This window comes from Myxococcus sp. AB025B (assembly GCF_006518215.1).
Classification (GTDB): Bacteria; Myxococcota; Myxococcia; order Myxococcales; family Myxococcaceae; genus Myxococcus; species Myxococcus fulvus.
Genome location: NZ_SRLW01000030.1, coordinates 32,935 through 49,517, shown reverse-complemented (window position 1 = coordinate 49,517; position 16,583 = coordinate 32,935). Strand labels below are relative to the sequence as shown.

At 71.9% G+C, this 16,583-nt stretch carries 13 protein-coding genes; 5 read left to right on the top strand and 8 right to left on the bottom strand.

Going from position 1 to position 16,583, the window contains the following annotated elements; translation table 11 throughout:
• Window positions 1–332 precede the first annotated feature (332 nt).
• From FL311_RS07535 to FL311_RS07520, 4 genes are all read right to left on the bottom strand, one after another.
• Complete coding sequence (locus tag FL311_RS07535) at window positions 333–2,171, bottom strand: patatin-like phospholipase family protein (RefSeq protein WP_141324251.1); 1,839 nt, start codon at window positions 2,169–2,171, stop codon at window positions 333–335.
• Window positions 2,172–2,621: 450 nt separating this feature from the next.
• Window positions 2,622–3,560 carry a hypothetical protein gene (locus tag FL311_RS07530; protein WP_194869098.1) on the bottom strand — a complete coding sequence of 313 codons (939 nt, stop codon included), beginning with the start codon at window positions 3,558–3,560 and terminating at the stop codon, window positions 2,622–2,624.
• A 135-nt stretch (window positions 3,561–3,695) separates the two neighbouring features.
• Window positions 3,696–4,643: a tRNA glutamyl-Q(34) synthetase GluQRS gene (gene gluQRS, locus FL311_RS07525; protein WP_141324250.1), complete on the bottom strand. Its 948-nt coding sequence runs from the start codon at window positions 4,641–4,643 to the stop codon at window positions 3,696–3,698.
• Entirely contained in the window at window positions 4,640–5,851 is a 1,212-nt protein-coding gene (locus FL311_RS07520; protein ID WP_141324249.1) for a PEGA domain-containing protein, read from the bottom strand. Before FL311_RS07520 ends, gluQRS begins: the two co-directional genes overlap by 4 nt.
• 449 nt (window positions 5,852–6,300) lie before the next feature.
• On the opposite strand from FL311_RS07520, the gene FL311_RS07515 reads away from it, so the two are divergent.
• A complete protein-coding gene (locus FL311_RS07515) occupies window positions 6,301–7,155 on the top strand; it encodes a metallophosphoesterase (protein WP_141324248.1) in 855 nt (284 codons plus the stop codon).
• A 33-nt stretch (window positions 7,156–7,188) separates the two neighbouring features.
• Entirely contained in the window at window positions 7,189–8,799 is a 1,611-nt protein-coding gene (locus FL311_RS07510; protein ID WP_141324247.1) for an adenylate/guanylate cyclase domain-containing protein, read from the top strand.
• Here the strand turns inward: FL311_RS07510 and FL311_RS07505 are convergent.
• Both FL311_RS07505 and rlmN read right to left on the bottom strand, forming a co-directional pair.
• Window positions 8,789–9,172, bottom strand: coding sequence for a hypothetical protein (locus FL311_RS07505; RefSeq protein ID WP_046711388.1), 384 nt, complete (start codon window positions 9,170–9,172; stop codon window positions 8,789–8,791). The two genes, FL311_RS07510 and FL311_RS07505, sit on opposite strands and share 11 nt — an antisense overlap.
• 188 nt (window positions 9,173–9,360) lie before the next feature.
• Window positions 9,361–10,440 carry a 23S rRNA (adenine(2503)-C(2))-methyltransferase RlmN gene (rlmN, locus tag FL311_RS07500; RefSeq protein WP_046711389.1) on the bottom strand — a complete coding sequence of 360 codons (1,080 nt, stop codon included), beginning with the start codon at window positions 10,438–10,440 and terminating at the stop codon, window positions 9,361–9,363.
• 167 nt (window positions 10,441–10,607) lie between these two features.
• On the opposite strand from rlmN, the gene FL311_RS07495 reads away from it, so the two are divergent.
• The 3 genes from FL311_RS07495 to FL311_RS07485 all read left to right on the top strand — a co-directional run bounded on the left by FL311_RS07495 (window position 10,608) and on the right by FL311_RS07485 (window position 14,592).
• Window positions 10,608–12,098, top strand: a complete 1,491-nt coding sequence (locus FL311_RS07495; protein WP_141324246.1) for a glutamate--cysteine ligase — start codon at window positions 10,608–10,610, stop codon at window positions 12,096–12,098.
• A gap of 114 nt (window positions 12,099–12,212) precedes the next feature.
• A complete protein-coding gene (locus FL311_RS07490; RefSeq protein WP_141324245.1) occupies window positions 12,213–13,640 on the top strand; it encodes a hypothetical protein in 1,428 nt (475 codons plus the stop codon).
• A 205-nt stretch (window positions 13,641–13,845) separates the two neighbouring features.
• The gene (locus tag FL311_RS07485; RefSeq protein ID WP_228556729.1) at window positions 13,846–14,592 is read left to right on the top strand and encodes a hypothetical protein; all 747 of its coding nucleotides are present in this window, start codon (window positions 13,846–13,848) and stop codon (window positions 14,590–14,592) included.
• A 58-nt stretch (window positions 14,593–14,650) separates the two neighbouring features.
• On the opposite strand, the gene FL311_RS07480 is transcribed toward FL311_RS07485, so the two are convergent.
• The gene (locus tag FL311_RS07480) at window positions 14,651–15,430 is read right to left on the bottom strand and encodes a LytTR family DNA-binding domain-containing protein (protein WP_141324243.1); all 780 of its coding nucleotides are present in this window, start codon (window positions 15,428–15,430) and stop codon (window positions 14,651–14,653) included.
• Entirely contained in the window at window positions 15,427–16,482 is a 1,056-nt protein-coding gene (locus tag FL311_RS07475) for a sensor histidine kinase (RefSeq protein WP_141324242.1), read from the bottom strand. The genes FL311_RS07480 and FL311_RS07475 overlap by 4 nt, the downstream gene beginning before the upstream one ends.
• Window positions 16,483–16,583: the final 101 nt, after the last annotated feature.

The following is a 16,583-nucleotide window of genomic DNA, read 5'->3' as shown; positions in this document are numbered from 1 at the left end:
CCTGAGCCTCCTCCTGCTCCTGGCCGCCCTAGCCAGTAGGCCAGGGCGGCCAGGAGCAGGAGGAGGCTCAGGCAGACCAGGGGCAGGGCGAGCCAGCGGGTGGTGGAGCTCTGGGACATGGCGCACTCGGGTGAAGCGGGCGCGCGAGGATATGCCGACGCCGGTGTTCCGTGGAGCCCGCATGGCGCGGAGGCTGGCCGGTGAGCCCGCCGGCTCGTGGCGACAGGCGCGGCGGTGGCCTGGGCGCTGAGGGCCCATCGTGGCGACAGGCGCGGCGCCCGAGGGTGCATGGAGCCGGGGCGCGGAGGGTGGCCCCGGCTCTCCTGGGGACTTCAATCGCAGGAGCGCTGGTCGGGCTTGCCGTCGGTGCACTGGCCCATCGGGGCGAAGCGCGACTCGGCCTCGGTGACGACGTCGTCGACGGGGCGGGCGCACTCGCTCTGGGCGAGCGTGCCGCGCACCTCGAACAGGCGCAGCACCTCGGCGCAGCGCTGCTGGAAGGACTTCACGCCCTCCTTGAAGAGCGGGCGCATGACCTGGGGCGAGAACGCGTAGCCGCTGGCGGTGGCGAGCTGCGACTCGGGTCGGAACATCCACGACGAGCGCCAGCTGGACGCGACCTGCTCGAAGCGGGCGGGGCCCAGCCACATGCTGGTGGCGGCCTGGAGCGAGCGCGGCTCTGTGGGCACGAAGCCCGTGCCGGTGCGGCGGCAGTAGGGCTCCACCGCGGTGGGGTCCTCCACCTGGGCGAGCCGCAGCGCGCAGACGTTGTACTCGGCGAAGCGGCGGCCCACGGCGGCGAGCTCCGCCTGCTGCACCTCGCCCACGCGCGGCTGGGCGACGAACAGGTCGATGGTGCGCATCAGCGTGGTGACGGCGTTGTCCGGGGGCGGCACGGGCGTGGACTCGAGGTTGCCGGTGGAGATGACCAGCACGCGCTCGGCGCCGCGCTGCACGGCCTGGAGCACGGGCAGGCCCGAGCGCACGCCGCCATCCAGGAAGGTGCCCGTGTGGCGGCCCTTGCTGGAGGGAATCCAGGGGACGGGCTCGGCGAGCACGGGCTCCACGATGGAGGCGAGCACGGCGTTGATGAGGCCGTCCACGCGCTGCGCCTCGGTGGCGGTGGGCGAGAAGTCCGCGGGGTCCTGGTCGCTGACGCCGTGGACGTCACCGGTCTCGAAGTCCACGGAGACGGAGACCAGCTCCGTGCCGTTGGTGAGCTGCGCGGGGACGACCATGGCGCGCAGCTTGTTCTCGATGCCGTCGAAGCGGACCAGTCCCTTGAGGTCCGAGGCAATCTTCCAGACCCACGTCGAGTTGACGCAGTACAGGTCCGACTCCACCGAGCAGGTGTAGTTGCCCAGGAGCACGTCGCGGGCCTTCTGCTCGTACCCGGGCGTGTGGAACAGGTCCACGAGCGTGCTGATGAGCGCGCCGGTGCTGGAGCCCGCGGCCAGGTCGATGCGCGCGTCGCCGCAGCCCTCGGGCTCGGGCTTGCCGCGGCACTGCTCGAGCACGCCGAGCAGGCGCCACATGATGCCGGCGCTGAAGGCGCCGTTGGCGCCGCCGCCGCTGAGGACGATGGCGTTGGAGGGACGGCCCAGCTTGCGGCTCCAGCGGCGGGCGCTCACGTACTGCGCGGCGGACTCGGCGCCCTCGCGCAGGCCCTGGTTGAGCAGGCTGGGGTTCATCGGGTCCGAAAGCGAGTCACCCAGCGCGGCGAGCGACGCGGCGATGCCCATCGCATTGCCGAGGAAGCGCTGCGCGTCGACCTCCGCGGCGGTGGGCGCCGTCGGGCTGACGCTCCGGGGCTGGGCGGGCAGGCCCCAGAGGCCGCCGGGGACGGTGGCGCGAAGGAAGGCGTCGTAGCAGGTGGCGTTGCTGCCGCCGGCGTGGGCGCGCAGGCACTCCACCTGCTCGACGATGGGGCGGGGAGTGCTGCCGAGGGCGGACATCCACTTCGCCACCTCGGCGGGGTCGGCGTAGGCGTCGACCAGGTGGGAGCGCGTCAGGCGGCCCACGCGCTCGCGGAAGGAGGGGGGGAGGGGAGGCGTCTTCGGCTCCGAGGGCTCGTTGAGCGCCTCGAGGATGTAGCCGGTGCGCAGGAAGCAGCCGCCACTGAGGGTGGCGAGCAGCACGAGACACAGCAGGGACGTCCGACTTCGGTTCACGAGCTTCCCCCGTCATGGAGCGTGACTGGGGGCCTGGAGGTGTGAGGGCGCCCCCTGATGACGACTCGCGAGCAGGTTACCGCAGGAGGCCCACGGGGCAGCGCTCCGTCGTGAGGGGTAGGGTGCATCGTGAGGTGCCTGGCGGACGCGAGCGACGCCCTGACGTGGAGCGATGAACATCGCAACCCCGCGCCATGGCGCGGCGCGGACCCACCGAGGGGCGGCGCGAGCGAGTCGTGCTCCGTGTGACGCGGGTGCGCGCGAGGGCCCGCCGCCCGACTTCGCGGGGCCGTACGTCACGCGACGCTCCGTCGGGCACGGTTCGCCGCGGTCAGGACCCGACGGGGCGAGCGCGCCTCGGTGCTCGCTCTCGTGGCGGGATGGGGACGAAGCGAGGCCCACCCCGTGGAGGAGTGGGCCTCGCGCATGCCGCAAGGGCTCTTCGTCTCCTTACGGATACACCTCACGGCGGGTCGTCGTTCCCGGCGTGGAGATGGCGCCCTCGGCGTAGACGCGCTGGCGCTTGCTCACGCCCAGGCCCGCGCCGAGCACGGAGGCGATGAGGCCCAGCAGCAGCGCGCCGAAGATGCCCCAGAAGACGCGACCGGACTTGTCCGCGGCCACGAGCGCGCCCTGCTGCACCTGCTGGCCGACCTGGCCGACCTTCGCCCTGGCGGCGTCGATCTGGCCCTGCACGCGGTTGGCGACGTCCTCCGAGTCCTGCCGGGACAGGCGCGTGTTCTCCGCGATGGAGCTGACGAGCAGCTCGCGGTTCACGTCGCCGGTGCGTACGGCGGTGGTGACGATGTCCTTCGTCGCGGCCTCGAGCTGGTTGGCGGTGATGGCCGGCTTGCCCTCGGCGCGCAGCCGCTCGTTCACCGGACCGAGCGCGTCGTTGGCGTCGAGGCCGAAGGCGTTGGCGACCTGGTCACCCTGGGAGGCCGCGCCCGCGACGGCGGCGCCCGTGGCACCCACCACGCCGGTGGCGGTGCGCACCGCGGTGCCGACGATGGTGGAGATGACCATGCCCATGAGGGCAACGCCCGCGATGGTCGTCAGCCCCCACATCACGGCGCCGTGCATCGCGCCGCCGCCCTTGTCCACCACGCCCGCGGTGCGGGCGGCGACGAAGCCTCCCGCGAAGAGGGCGATGAGCGGAGCGATGAGGCCCCAGATGCCGGTGCCGATGCCCGCCGAGCGTGCACTGCCTGGGTTGCTCGGGTCGACGGACGACAGTCCGAGCGCGAGGCCCAGGGAGTACAGGAGGATGAGCACGCCGAGCGCGACGAAGGTGCCGCCGAGGATGGCGCCCCAGCTGAGCTTGAAGGGCGTTCCCGCGCTGGCGGAGATGACGCCGGGTTTCTCTCTTTCCACGATGGTTGTTGCCATGGGCCGGGCCTCCTGCCGCGGTGAGCACCCCTGAAGCGGGCTGCTCGGGTTCCGCGGCAAACATGGGCATCGTCGGGCCGCGGACGATTCCACGGCTCCAGGACGCCTCCTCGGTGAGAGGGAGACGGCGGGGGCTCACCGCAGGTCGAGTGCCTTGAGGAGCACGGCTTCCTTCGCCACCACGGGCGAGCGGGGGAGGGCTTCGATGGAGAAGGCGCGCAGCAGCTCTTCGAGTGTCCTGGGGGTACCGTCTCCGAGTCCGCTCCACGCGGCGAGCAGGCCCAGCACGCGCTCGGGTGCGACGCCGCGCTCGCGCAGCTCAGTGAGGGCGAAGGCACCCTCGCGCTTGGCGAGGCGCTTGCCGTCCTCTCCGTGCACGAGTGGGACGTGGAGGAAGTCGGGCGCTCGTTTCGCCAGGGCGTCGTAGAGCTGGAGCTGGCGGGGCGTGGAGGAGAGCAGGTCGTCGCCGCGCAGCACGTGGGTGATGTCGGAGGCCGCGTCATCGACGACGACGGCGAGCTGGTAGCTGGCGACGCCGTCGTTGCGGCGCACGACGAAGTCACCGACCACGGCGTCGACGTCTTGGGTGTAGGGGCCCATCAGGGCGTCGATGAAGTGGACCTCTCCGGGACGGGCGCGGAAGCGGATGGCGGGGGCGCGGGTCCTGGCGCGCTCGGCGATTTGCGCGGAGGTGAGGTGGGCGCAGGTGCCGGGGTAGCGGGGGCCTTCCTCGGAGAGGCCGTGGGGTGCGCTGACGGCGCGGGCAATCTCCGCGCGGGTGCAGAAACACGGATAGACGAGGTCTTGTTGTTCCAGCGTGGCGAGGGCCTCGCGGTAGAGGTCGTCGCGCTGACTTTGGACGAGGGGAGTTTCATCCCAGTCCAGGCCGAGCCAGCGCAGGTCCTGCATCAGGTCGTCGACGTACTGGGGCTTGCAGCGGGCGCGGTCGAGGTCCTCGATGCGCAAGAGGAAGCGCCCGTTGGCGGCGCGAGCCTGGAGCCAGCCGAGCAGCGCGCTGCGGATGTTGCCCAGGTGCATGCGGCCCGTGGGGCTGGGCGCGAAGCGTCCGCGGAAGGTGCTCATGGACGGACGAGCGGCTTGCGGATGGCATCCGCGGGCTTGCGGACGGGGGCGACGGGCTTCGCAGAATCCGCGACAGGCACGGCGTAGACCGTCTGCGAGACGTGTGCGTTGCGCGAGGCGCCGGGGGTCGGTGAGAGCGGAACGGACTCGGCGAGTCCCGCCTCCACGCCGTGCGAGGCGAGCTGTGCCGCTATCTCGCGCAGCGGGTCACCCGCGTCGAGCAGCTCCAGGTCCATGGCGATGCGCGGCAGCCTGCGCGGCGAGGTGTCCCCGGGTGTGAGGACGAACGCGTCGAGGGCGAGGCCCGAGCCCAAGCGGGACAGCGTGCCGAGCACGACGAAGTCGGCGCCGAGGTCGCGACCGAGCTTCGACGCGGCCTTGAGCGCGGACGCATCGAGTTGATTGTTGGAGAGCGACCTCGCCAGCGACGCGGCGGGGCCATCCCCTGGAGGCATGAGGAGCACGGGCACCTCGCGCTCGGCCACGGCCTCGGCCACGCCCGCGACGACCTCTCCCGAGGGGAGCGTGGCGCGCCACAGGTGCGCGCCCGGAGGCACGTGCAGCACGCGCACCGGCGTGCTGCCGACGGAGACGCCATCGAGCGTGACTTCGACGCCGGAGGGAACGGACTCGAAGCGGAGCGTGGCGCGAGGCTGCGCGGCGTGGGTGGTGCGAACGCGCTCGACGGTGTGCGCGAAGAGCGGGGACGTGGCGGCAAGGGGGAGGGGACGTCCAGGCGCGATGGAGAGCGCGTGCGTGAGGGCCTGGGTGGCCTCGTCATCGCGGCCGACGGCGTAGCGCACGGCGGCGCGCAGGGCGTAGGTGTCCGCGAGCTCCGCGCCATCCGTGAGATGAACGGCGTTGTCCGCGTAGGCCTCGAGCGCGCGGCCGAGCGCTGCATCCGCGCGGGAGAAGCGACGGGCGGCACGTGCGGCGGTGGCCTCCTGCACGGCGGCACGCGCGGCGGCGAGCGCGTCGACCGTGGTCTCGGAGGGCGGGGTCGCGGGAGTGTCGACGAGCGCGAGCCCCGCGGTGCCATGGACCTCGGAGGCGAGCCGCGCGGAGAGCCGTGGGCCAGCGCGCGCGGGGACATCGCCGGAGATGGCCTGGAAGGGCAGCACGGCCACCTTCTTCCGAGGCACGCGCGGCTGCGCGGCGAGGGGAGAGGCGCCCAGGACGAGGCAGAGCAGGAGCGCGAATCGCTTCATGGTCGGCAGTGACTCCGACCGTGTTCCTAGCACGGAGCGGCGTCCCGTGGCGCCCGCCCCTCCTGCCCGACAGTGCTTCGTGAGCGCCGACTGCTGAATCGACGTGGGACGGGAAGTTCCTCGGCGAACGGTTGCGGCGGGACCGCATCCACGACGAGGCACCTCATCGAATCGAGTGCTGGGCGCTGATGGGCAGAGACAAGGGGCGAGGCTTCAGTCCATGGCGCTGCTCGAGCGCGGTCCACTCCAGGGAGAAGGCACGGAATGTCTCCTGGGCTCTCTCGTCGAAGGACTTGTTGAGTTCGGGGACGGGGCGAGGAGGAGGTGGCGCTTCACCGAGACGCTCTCGCAACAGCGTGATTCAGGAGGCCCGCCGATGGCGCTTCCCCTCATTCGCCATCTGGAGAGAATGTCCGCACCCGGCCGCCCGTTCCCGGGCGGGAGTCTCGATGCGCTTCATCCACTGTTCCGACGTCCACATCACCGACGACTACTTCGCGCTGCCCCTGCACAAGCTCGGCTGGCGCCGCTGGGTCGCCCTGGCCGAGCTCACCGTCGGCGGCCGCGCGAAGCGCTACGCCCGCGCCCCCCACGCCCTCTCCGCCATCGCCCGCGAAGTCGACCGCCACGCCGCGGACCACTTCATCCTCTCCGGCGACCTCACCGCGTACGCGCTCGACAGCGAGTTCAGGGGCGCGCGCCAGGCCCTGGGCCCCCTCGCCGACGACCCGAGCCGCTGCACCATCATCCCCGGCAACCACGACGTCTACACCCCCGGCAGCCACCAGAAGGGCCGCTTCGCCAGCCACTTCGGCCACCTGCTCCACAGCGACCTGCCCGAGCACCGCCGCGAGGGCGCCTTCCCCTTCGTGCGCCTCGTGGGCTCCGAGGCCGCCGTCGTGGGCCTCTTGTCCGCCCGCGTCCCCGCCTCGCCCGGACTCTCCTTCGGCGTCATCGGCGACGCCCAGCTCGACGGCCTCGCGGCCCTGCTGAAGGACCCCCGGCTGGACGGCCGCGCCATCCTCGTCGTCGTCCACCACGCGCCCCTCACGCGCAAGGGACGCGCCGACCGCTGGCACCACGGCCTGCGCGACGCCCAGGCCTTGCTGCAGCTGCTCCCAGGCCCCCGCCACGCCGTCCTCCACGGTCACATCCACCAGCGCTACCACCACCCCGCCACCAACGAGCGCCCCCACATCTTCGGCGCCGGCTCCTCCACCGAGGCCGGCCACGAGGGCTACTGGCTCATCGAGGTGGCCCACGGTCAGGTCGTGGGCGGCCAGGTCCAGACGCCGCCCCTGTGACAACGCCGCGTCCTCGGCGGTAGAACCCGCCTCATGACGCATCCGCCGGCCACGGACCTGAGCCTCGAGGAATACAAGACGCTGCGCGCGCTCCACCGCGCGGTGGATGACCTCCTCGAGGAGAGCCTCCGCGCGCGTGAGAACCTCACCCAGACCTTCCGCCGCTGCTTCCCGCCCATCCTCGCCCTCACCGGCGCCCGCGCCGTGGCGCTGACCACGCGCGACGAGGACCTGCGCACCCGCACCTGGCAGGAAGGCGACTGGGGCGGAGACTTCCCCGGCCCGCTGCTCGACGGCGCCCCCGGCTCCCAGCGCATCGGGGACGCGACGCTCGTCACCCAGCCGCTCGACGTCGCCGGAGACCCCGTGGGCTTCTTCGGCCTGCTCTTCTCCGGAGACCACACGTCACCGGAGGCCTCCGCCCGTGCTCTGCGCCTGCTCGACACCATCGCCGAGCAGCTCGACACCGTGCTGTGCCTGGTCCACACCGCGTCGGAGAAGCACCAGCTCATCCTCCAGTGCAACGCGCACCTGGCCAACCCCGTGTTCGAGGTGGGCATGGACCAGGCGGTGCTCACGCTGGCCCAGCGCGTGCGCGTGCCCTCCTTCCTCCTGCTCTACCGCGACGCCGTGCGCCCCCAGGTGCTCCACTACCGCCTGTACCGCAACGGCCACCTGGAGTTCGAGAGCGGCGAGCAGCCCAGCCAGGACGTGGAGCGCGCCCTGCGCCAGCACGGCCACCGCCTGCTGTCCGAGGAGGTCTCCGCCCTGCGCCAGCTGCTCCCCGGCCGCACCACCGAGGCGGTGCTCATCTCCGGCTCCGCCACCAGCGAGCCGTTGGGGAAGATCGCTGTCGCCTGCGACGAGGGCTTCTCCGCGTACACGATGGACCTCTTGCGCGTGCTGGCCTCCACGCTCAGCCAGCGCCTGCTCGACTACAACCGCGAGCGCATCCACCTGTCGCAGTTCTTCCCCACCAGCATCATCGACGCGCTCCTGCAGGACCCCAACTACGCGCAGCACCTGCGAGCGCAGGACCAGGAGGTGGGAATCCTCTTCGCGGACATCAACGGCTTCACGCGCATCTGCGAGCACGGCTTCGACAGTCCGCGCAACATCGGACGCTTCGTGGACGAGTGGAGCGCGCGCGCCGTGGACTGCATCTGGGAGCACGGCGGCGTGTTCGACAAGATGGTCGGTGACTGCGTCATCGGCCTGTTCGGCCCGCCCTTCTTCAAGTCCAGCCGCAAGGAGCGCGCCGAGGCCGCCGTGCGGGCCGCGTGCGACATCCAGGCGCTCACCGCCAGGCTCGGCGCACGTGAGGAAGTGGCCGCGCTGTGCGAGCGCGTGAAGCTCCCCGGACTGGGCGTGGCCGTGGGCGTCAACCTGGCCCACGTCAACTGCGGCCTCTTCGGCCCCAACCGTCAGTACACCGCCTTCTCCAGCGGCATGAACCAGGCGGCGCGCCTGCAGTCACTGGCGGGCTTCCGCGAGACGCTCGTCATGGCGAGCGCCCGGGACGTGCTGGTGGACTCCACCGAGCCCTTCATCCAGGGCCTGCGCTTCGGCGCGCTCACCGAGACGCCGGTGAAGAACGTGGCGCAGCCCCTGCGCCATCACCGACTGGACAGCCTCACGCCGTGAGGTGCGAGGCCGCGTAGCGCCGGGAGAAGTGGATCCACCGGCGCTCGTCCACCTCCACCTGCCACTCGGAGTTGGGCGTGAGCGGCAGCCGCTCCTTGAGGAAGCTCTCCAGCTGGTCCGCCGCCTTCACGGGCGTCAGCCCCGGCGCGCGGAAGGCGATGTGCAGCAGCACCTCCAGCCCCGCGGAGACCTCCACGCACGCGCTGATGCGCAGCGGGCCCACCCGGCGCTGGTACAGCGTGTTCTGACCCGGCCATACGGCAGGGTCCGTCTCCCGGCGCGCGGCCGAGAGCCAGTTGGACGGCTGGAGGATGAAGTCGAGCAGGTCGCTGCTCGCTTCTTCCGTCGTCGAATGCTCCTGGATGGAAAGCATCGCCCACCTCCCCGGGGAAGCCGATGGAAAGAATGTGCCCACGGCCATGGAGCGTGCAAGAGCCCCCCCGCGGAAACCTCGCGGGTGTCCTCCAGCGACACAAGATGAGGGTGTGGGTCCGGAGCTCGGCACAAGGCCTCCGGCGGCGCGACGTTAACGGGCGCGGCTGACATGCGCGCGCGAGCGCGTCACGGGCTGGTGGGAAGTGAACGGCGCGAGCGTCGCTCCACGGCGGACTTGAGCTGACCACAGCCCGCGTCGATGTCGATGCCCCGGCGTTGACGCACGGTGCTGGGGACACCGTGCGACATCAGCACGTCCTGGAAGGTGCGCACCGACTCGGGGCGGCTCGGCCCGCCGTCGTAGCCCACCGTGGGGTTGAGGGGGATGACGTTGACGTGCGCGTCCATGTCACCCAACAGCGCGCCCAGCGTGTGGGCGTGCTCCACCGTGTCGTTGCGTCCCTCGATGAGCGTCCACTCGAAGAAGATGCGGCGCTTGCGTCGGGCGATGTAGTAGCGGCACGCGTCCATCAGCTCCGCCAGAGGCCAGCGTCGCCCCGCGGGCACCAGCGCCGCGCGCTCCGCGTCCGTCGCGCCGTGCAGGCTCACCGCCAGCTGCACCGGTCGGTCCTCGTCCGCGAGTCGACGGATGCCGGGCACCACGCCCACCGTGCTCAGCGTGATGAAGCGCGGCGCCATGGCCAGGCCCAGCGGGTCCACCAGGACATCCACCGCGGCCAGGGTGTTGTCGTAGTTGTGCAAGGGCTCGCCCATGCCCATGAGCACGACGTTGCGCAGCGTCTCGCCCGACTCGCGGAGGATGCGCTGCACGTGGAGGATCTGCCCCACGATTTCGCCGGGCGTCAGGTGACGCGACAGGCCCATCTGTCCCGTGGCGCAGAAGACACAGCCCATGGCGCACCCGGCCTGGGTGCTGATGCACACCGTCGCGCGGCCCTTGAAGCGCATGAGGACGGTCTCGATGGTCTGCCCGTCCTCCAGCTTCATGAGCAGCTTGTGCGTGTGGCCGTCGGAGCTGAACGCCTCGTGGTGCGTGGTGAGCTGCCCCAGCCGCGCGCGCTCGCGCAGGGCCTCGCGCAGGTCCGCGCGCAGCCCCTCCACCTCGTCCAGCGCTCGGGCCTGCTGTCGGTACAGGCCGGACCAGAGCACGTCGCGGTGGTGGGGCCGGTAGCCCCAGTCGGACAGCAGCGCGCCGAGCGCGGGCCGCGTCAGGTCGTAGAGGTTGGTGGGCGTGTCGGACGGCATGGCCAGGACGCCAGATAACACACCCGGGCCCCTCGTCACCCGGGTGCCACGGGGTGGGAGACGGGCGCGCCTCCGGAGCCGACGGCCCGAGGCGGTCCCGGCGGCCGGGCCAGCGAGCCCCTGGCGAGTGCTGCCGGTGCGGGCGACCGTGCACAGGTTGTCCGCGCATGGGGCTCTCCATCCAGCAGGAGGAATTCGGTCCGGAGGACTTCGAGCGCTTCTCGCGCAGGCTCGACGAGAGCCTGGAGGCGCTGCGCGTCGTCCTCGCCAGGCCCGGCTTCGGCGAGGGGCCGACGACGATTGGCGCGGAGCTGGAGTTGTTCCTCGTGGACGACCGGGGCTTCCCGCTGCCGATGAACCAGCAGGTGCTCGCGCGCACGAAGGACCCGCGCGTGACGCTGGAGATGGACCGCTTCAACCTGGAGGTCAACCTGCGCCCGGGGCCGCTGTCGGGGAGGCCCTTCACCGCGCTTGAGGCGGAGCTGGAGGACTCGCTCCGCGAGGTGCGGCGCGCGGCGGCGGCCGAGGGCGCGCGGGTGGCGGTGATTGGAATCCTGCCCACGCTGCGCGAGGCGGACCTGGGCAAGGGCGCGCTGACGGCCCAGCCCCGCTACCGCGCGCTGAACAACGCCATCCGCCAGCGCCGCGGCAAGCCCATCGAGGTCGCCATCCGGGGCGACGAGGAGGCGCTGACGCTCGCCTGGGACGACACGACGCTCGAGGGCGCGAACACGTCCTTCCAGCTCCACCTGCGCGTGACGCCCGCCGACTTCGCGCGCCTGTACAACGCCGCGCAGCTGGCCACCGCGCCCGCGCTGGCCATCAGCGCCAACTCGCCGCTGTTCCTGGGGCGCAAGCTCTGGGACGAGACACGCGTGGCGCTGTTCCGTCAGTCCGTGGATGACCGGGGCGAGCCGGGCGAGGGCGGCTTCCAGCCCCACGGGCGCGTGACGTTCGGCCACGGCTGGGTGCGCGAGGGCGCCTACGAGCTGTTCGCCGAGTCGGTGGCGCTGCACCCGCCGCTGCTGCCCGTGGTGGGGCACGAGTCCCCGCTGGAGCACGCGGCCTCGGGCCGTCCGCCGGGGCTGGAGGAACTGCGGCTGCACCAGAGCACGGTGTGGTCCTGGAACCGGGCCGTCTACGACCCGAAGGACGCGGGGCACCTGCGCATCGAGCTGCGCGCGCTGCCCGCGGGGCCCTCCGTGGTGGACATGGTGGCCAACGGCGCGTTCCTCCTGGGCCTGACGCTGGGGCTCGCCGAGCGCATCGACGCGCTGCTGCCCGCGCTGCCCTTCGCGCACGCTGCGGGCAACTTCATCCGCGCCTCGCGCAGGGGGCTGGACGCGGAGCTGCTGTGGCCGGGCGAGTCCGCGCCGAGTCCCCGCGTGGTGCCCGTGGTGGACCTGGTGCGCAGGCTCATCCCCGTGGCGCACCGCGGGCTGGTGTCCGCGGGCGTGGCGGCGGACGAGGCGGACCGGATGCTGGAGGTCATCTCCCGCCGGGTGGACACGCGCAGGACGGGGGCGCGCTGGCAGCGGCAGGTGCTCACGCGGCTGGAGGCGGGCATGCCTCGCAGGGACGCCCTGGCGGCGATGCTGGAGCGCTACCTGGAGCTCACGGCCTCCGGCGCCCCCGTGCACGACTGGCCGGTGGAGTAGGCCCGGGCGGGCGGGCGGCCTCGGGAGGACCCCCTCCGTTGCGAGCCGGGCGCGGCTGGGGCGAATATCCGGGCGCCCGCCACGTCAGCGGCAGAGGTCCTGCTCTTCTCGCCCATGTCCCGACTCCTTCCTCCGCTGTTGCTGCTCGCTCTTTTGGGAAGTGCCTGCTCCACCCTGCGAGGTCGCGCCGACGAGCTGGCGCGCAACGGCCAGTTCGTCGAGGCCGCCAGCCTCTATGACGACCTCGTCGCCAAGGACCCGCATGACAAGTCGCTGGTCATCGAGCGCGATGGCCTGCGCGGCAAGGCGCTCAGTCAGCTGCTCGGCAACGCGCGGCGCTTCCGGTTGGACGGCATCGACGAGAAGGCCGAGGACGACCTGTTGCGCTTCCTCGACCGGCGCGTGCAGTGGAACGCGAAGCTCAGCGGTGGCCTGGAGAGCTCGCTCCTGGAGGAGATGGAGGGCACGCACCGGCACCTGCGCGCCGTCATCGTCGCGCCCGCGAGCCAGGGCCACGCGCTGACGGCGGAGGAGACGCTCATCCGCAAGCGTCCGCTGCTCGCGCACAAGGAGATGGTCGGCATCCAGCGCGAGATGGAGTCCTCCGTGCTCCAGAGCGGCAAGGACACCTGCGGGCGCCTCAAGGCCGTGACGTCCGACACCGGCGCGCACTGGCGCGAGGTGGTGTCGCGCTACTGCCGCCACTGGCGCGAGCCCGCCCCCGAGCCCGCTCCGGCCCCCGAGCTCACCCGCGTGCCCACGTGGGAGGGCCAGGTGTCGGGCCTCGACGCCGCGCGCATGGAGCTGTTGCGCTCGCGGCTCGCGCGCGCCTACGAGCTGTCGCCCTGGTACTCGCCCGCCGCGAAGCCCCAGCCGGAGCTCTTGCTCGCCGGCCGCTTCGACACGCGCCGCGGCAGCGAGAACGTGGCCATGACGGCGCCGTACACGGAGCGGGTCCCCTACACCGACCACGAGGAGCGCAAGGAGACCATCGAGGAGCCGTTCGAGGCGGACGAGACGTACACCGACAAGGACGGCAAGACGCAGACGCGCAAGGTGACCAAGGTGCGCACGTACACGCGCAACTTCACCGTGCCCGTCACGCGCTACAGGGATGTGGCGCGCACCTTCGAGTACCACGCCCTGCGCCTGTCGGTGGAGCACCAGCTCACGCTGTCCTCCTCGGGTGTGCTGGACGCGCGTCGGGCCCCGCTGGCGACGGTGCTCCAGGACCACCTGTCCGAGTCCTCGCTCGAGCACGACGTCCACTTCGAGCCCGGTGAGATTCGCCCGCGCCGCGCCAGCTTCACCTCGCCCGAGGGCTGGCTGGAGCAGCGCGTGGAGCTGATGGCCCGCCGCTTCGCCGAGTCCCTCTCCGTCCACTGGCGCGAGTCCTACTGCGACGTGCCCATGCGCACATTGGACGAGGCTTCCCGCTGTGCACGCGCCGGCACCACGCTTCCCACTCCTGCGCACCAGCTCCTCTCGGAAGTGCTGGGTGACGACGCGGCGCGCATCCCGGCGCTGTTCGTCAACCGCTGACGCGGTGCGAGAGGCGCGTTGGGTAATCGGCGGGTCAATTGAGACTGGGTGGATTGTTCCAGCAGTCTGACGTGAAATACCCGTGAGTGCGGGTCAGACTCCTTTGTCAGTATTCGTACTCGGCAGCGGAAATTTTCACACAGAGGACCGTATGCATCCGAATGAAGTCCGAAGCATCGCTCGTCGCGGGACACTCGTGATGTGGATGGCTTCTTCTCTGGCGCTGACCGCTTGCGGTGGCGCGGACATGGAGGCCGCATCCTCCGGCGGTGACACCACCGTGGCGGAGCAGTCGCAGGGCGCCGTCGCGGACCGACGCATCATCGTCTACCTCACGCCGAGCCAGCAGCTTTACGGCGTGAAGGACGGCAAGTCGACGCTCATCGCCGAGCGCGCGAGCGCCCCGTCGGTGTCGCCGGACGGCAGCCAGGTGGTGTTCGCCAAGCTGCCCTCCTCGTGGAACGTGGGCCAGCCGGTGACCAGCGCGGAGCTCCACCTCTACAAGGCGAGCAACGGCAAGACGGAGCGGCTGACGACGGGCCATGACGACCAGAGCCCGTCGTGGACGCCGGACGGCAAGAGCATCCTGTTCCAGTCGAAGCTGCGCTCGGGGCTCGCGTCCTTCTGGCGCGTGAAGCCCAACGGGAAGAACCTGGCGCAGGTGACGAACCAGGGCACGTCGTTCGCCACGGACCCCGCCTACGTGCCCGCCCCGGTGAGCAACACCCCCGTGCAGTGGGGGCCCAACCAGCGCCGCATCATCGTCTACCTCGCGCCGCAGACGACGACCACCACCGAGGTGCGGGTGATGAAGCTCGACGCCCAGGACAACGTCGCGTCGGCCTACAGCCTGGGTCAGGGCACCTCGCCCGCGTGGACCGAGGAGGGCAACGTGCGCTTCCAGCGCGAGGAGAACGGCCAGCTCGTCGACGTCGAGGTGAGCGTGCAGTAGTCGCAGGTGAGGTGCGGCGCGAGCTGGGCGCGCCGCGACACGCGAGGGGGACCTGCGGTCAGCCCTCGTCCTCGGCGCCCTTGCGCAGACCCAGCATCCTTCGCAGCTCGCGCGCGGACTGGCGGCTGACCTCCACCGCGTGGCCCCGCGACGTGCGCGCCAGGTAGCCCCCCGTCTCCAGGGGCTCCAGCCTGGCGACGTGGCGCAGGTTGAGCAGCGCCCGGCGGTGGACCCGTTGGAACAGGTCCTGGGGCAGCTTCTCTGCCAGCTCGTTGAGCGTGAAGTCGGTGAGGAACTCGCCCTGCGCGGTGAACACCGTCACCAGCTCGTCATCCAGCGCCGCGTGGGAGATGGTCTCCGGGTCCACCAGGACGATGCCCTGCCGCGTGGGGATGGGCAGCCGCGCCAGCGCCCGGGCCTGCTGCGGCGGCTTCTCCGTGGGGGCGCCGTCCCCGCGGGCGCGGGGCTCCGCGCCGATTCTCGCGCGCACGCGCTCCAGGGCCTTCTGCAGCCGCGCGGGCTCCACGGGCTTCAAGACGTAGTCCACGGCGCCGTGCTCGAAGGCGTCCACGGCGTGCTCGGCGTGCGCGGTGCAGAGCACCACGCGGGGGCCGTCTTCCGACAGCAGCGCGAGTGCGTCCAGGCCACTGAGGCCGGGCATGTGGATGTCCAGCAGCACCACGTCCACGCCGCCCGCGCGCACCGCGGCGAGCACCGCCTCCCCGTCGGCCGCCTCGCCGCACACCTGCACGTCGGGCAGCGCGCCCAACAGTCGCGACAGGCGCTTGCGGGCGAGCAGCTCGTCGTCGGCGATGAGGACACGCAGAGGGGGGCTCACGTGATGACTCCTGGCAGGGGGCCCGAGCGGGGCAGGGTGACGGTGACACGGGTGCGCTCCGCGTCACTGGTGAGCGACAGGCGCGCCTGTTCGCCATAGGCCAGCGCGAGCCTGCGCTCCACGGTGGGCAGGCCCGCGCTGCCCTCGCGCGGCCCCCGGGAGGCGCCGGGGTTCTCGATGGCCACCGCCACCTGGCCGTCGCGCACCTGCACCTCCAGCGACAGCCGGCCCCGGTGGCCCGCGGCGGGGCCGTGCTTCACCGCGTTCTCCGCCAGGGGCAGGAGCACCAGCGGCGGCACCGGCACGTCCTCGGCGCCGGGGCGGATGTCCACCGCGAGCTGGAACAGCTCCGGGTCCCTGAGCAGGTGGAGGTCGAAGAGGGTGCGCATCAGCGCCAGCTCCTCCGAGAGGGGCCAGGTCGCCTTGCGCACGCCCGCGAGCACCGAGCGCAGCATGGTGGACAGCCTGAGCACCGCGGCCTCCGCCACCGCGCCGTCCTCGCGGCACCACTCGGCGATGGCGTTGAGCGTGTTGAAGAGGAAGTGCGGGTCCAGGTGGCTGCGCAGCGCGAGCAGCTGCGCCTGCTCGGCCTCCAGCGCGAAGCGGGCCGCGCGGGCGCGCTCCTTGGCCAGGGACTCCTCGAAGCCGATGTCCCGCCCCAGCCCCCAGCCGCCGACGAGGAACAGCGCGTTGCACACCATGAGGTTGGTGCGCTGGGTGAGGAACGTGGGCCCCATGTCCAGGAGCTTGGGCAGCACGATGCCCATCATCAGCACCACGCCGCTGCCCAGCGTGCCGTACATCAGCACGCGCACGCCGCCGTGGCTCAAATCCAGCCCGCTGGGGAAGAGGACCCGGTAGGTGACGGGGGCCACGCCCACGAAGACCAGGCACATGAGCACGCCCAGGTGCGGGGCGAGCGGCTCGCGGCTGAAGCTCACCTGCGCGGCGACGAGCGGGGCGCAGACGAGGAGGATGGGCACCAGCCTGCGGGGCTCCGCGAGGGCCCGCAGGGTGGCGCGGACGATGGACCCTTCGGGCTTCTCCGACATGCTCCCGACGAAGCCTACACCGTCGGAGGCGTCACTGCTCGGGGGCCTTGTCCACGTCGAGCTCGAGTGCGTCGACGAGGATGCTTCCGGCGAGGACGACG

Bases quoted from the DNA above. Each gene is read 5' to 3' on its own strand.
- FL311_RS07530 (WP_194869098.1), bottom strand. From the start codon at position 3,560: ATGGCAACAACCATCGTGGAAAGAGAGAAACCCGGCGTCATCTCCGCC.
- gluQRS (WP_141324250.1), bottom strand. From the start codon at position 4,643: ATGAGCACCTTCCGCGGACGCTTCGCGCCCAGCCCCACGGGCCGCATG.
- FL311_RS07520 (WP_141324249.1), bottom strand. From the start codon at position 5,851: ATGAAGCGATTCGCGCTCCTGCTCTGCCTCGTCCTGGGCGCCTCTCCC.
- FL311_RS07515 (WP_141324248.1), top strand. From the start codon at position 6,301: ATGCGCTTCATCCACTGTTCCGACGTCCACATCACCGACGACTACTTC.
- FL311_RS07510 (WP_141324247.1), top strand. From the start codon at position 7,189: ATGACGCATCCGCCGGCCACGGACCTGAGCCTCGAGGAATACAAGACG.
- FL311_RS07505 (WP_046711388.1), bottom strand. From the start codon at position 9,172: ATGCTTTCCATCCAGGAGCATTCGACGACGGAAGAAGCGAGCAGCGAC.
- rlmN (WP_046711389.1), bottom strand. From the start codon at position 10,440: ATGCCGTCCGACACGCCCACCAACCTCTACGACCTGACGCGGCCCGCG.
- FL311_RS07495 (WP_141324246.1), top strand. From the start codon at position 10,608: ATGGGGCTCTCCATCCAGCAGGAGGAATTCGGTCCGGAGGACTTCGAG.
- FL311_RS07490 (WP_141324245.1), top strand. From the start codon at position 12,213: ATGTCCCGACTCCTTCCTCCGCTGTTGCTGCTCGCTCTTTTGGGAAGT.
- FL311_RS07485 (WP_228556729.1), top strand. From the start codon at position 13,846: ATGGCTTCTTCTCTGGCGCTGACCGCTTGCGGTGGCGCGGACATGGAG.
- FL311_RS07475 (WP_141324242.1), bottom strand. From the start codon at position 16,482: ATGTCGGAGAAGCCCGAAGGGTCCATCGTCCGCGCCACCCTGCGGGCC.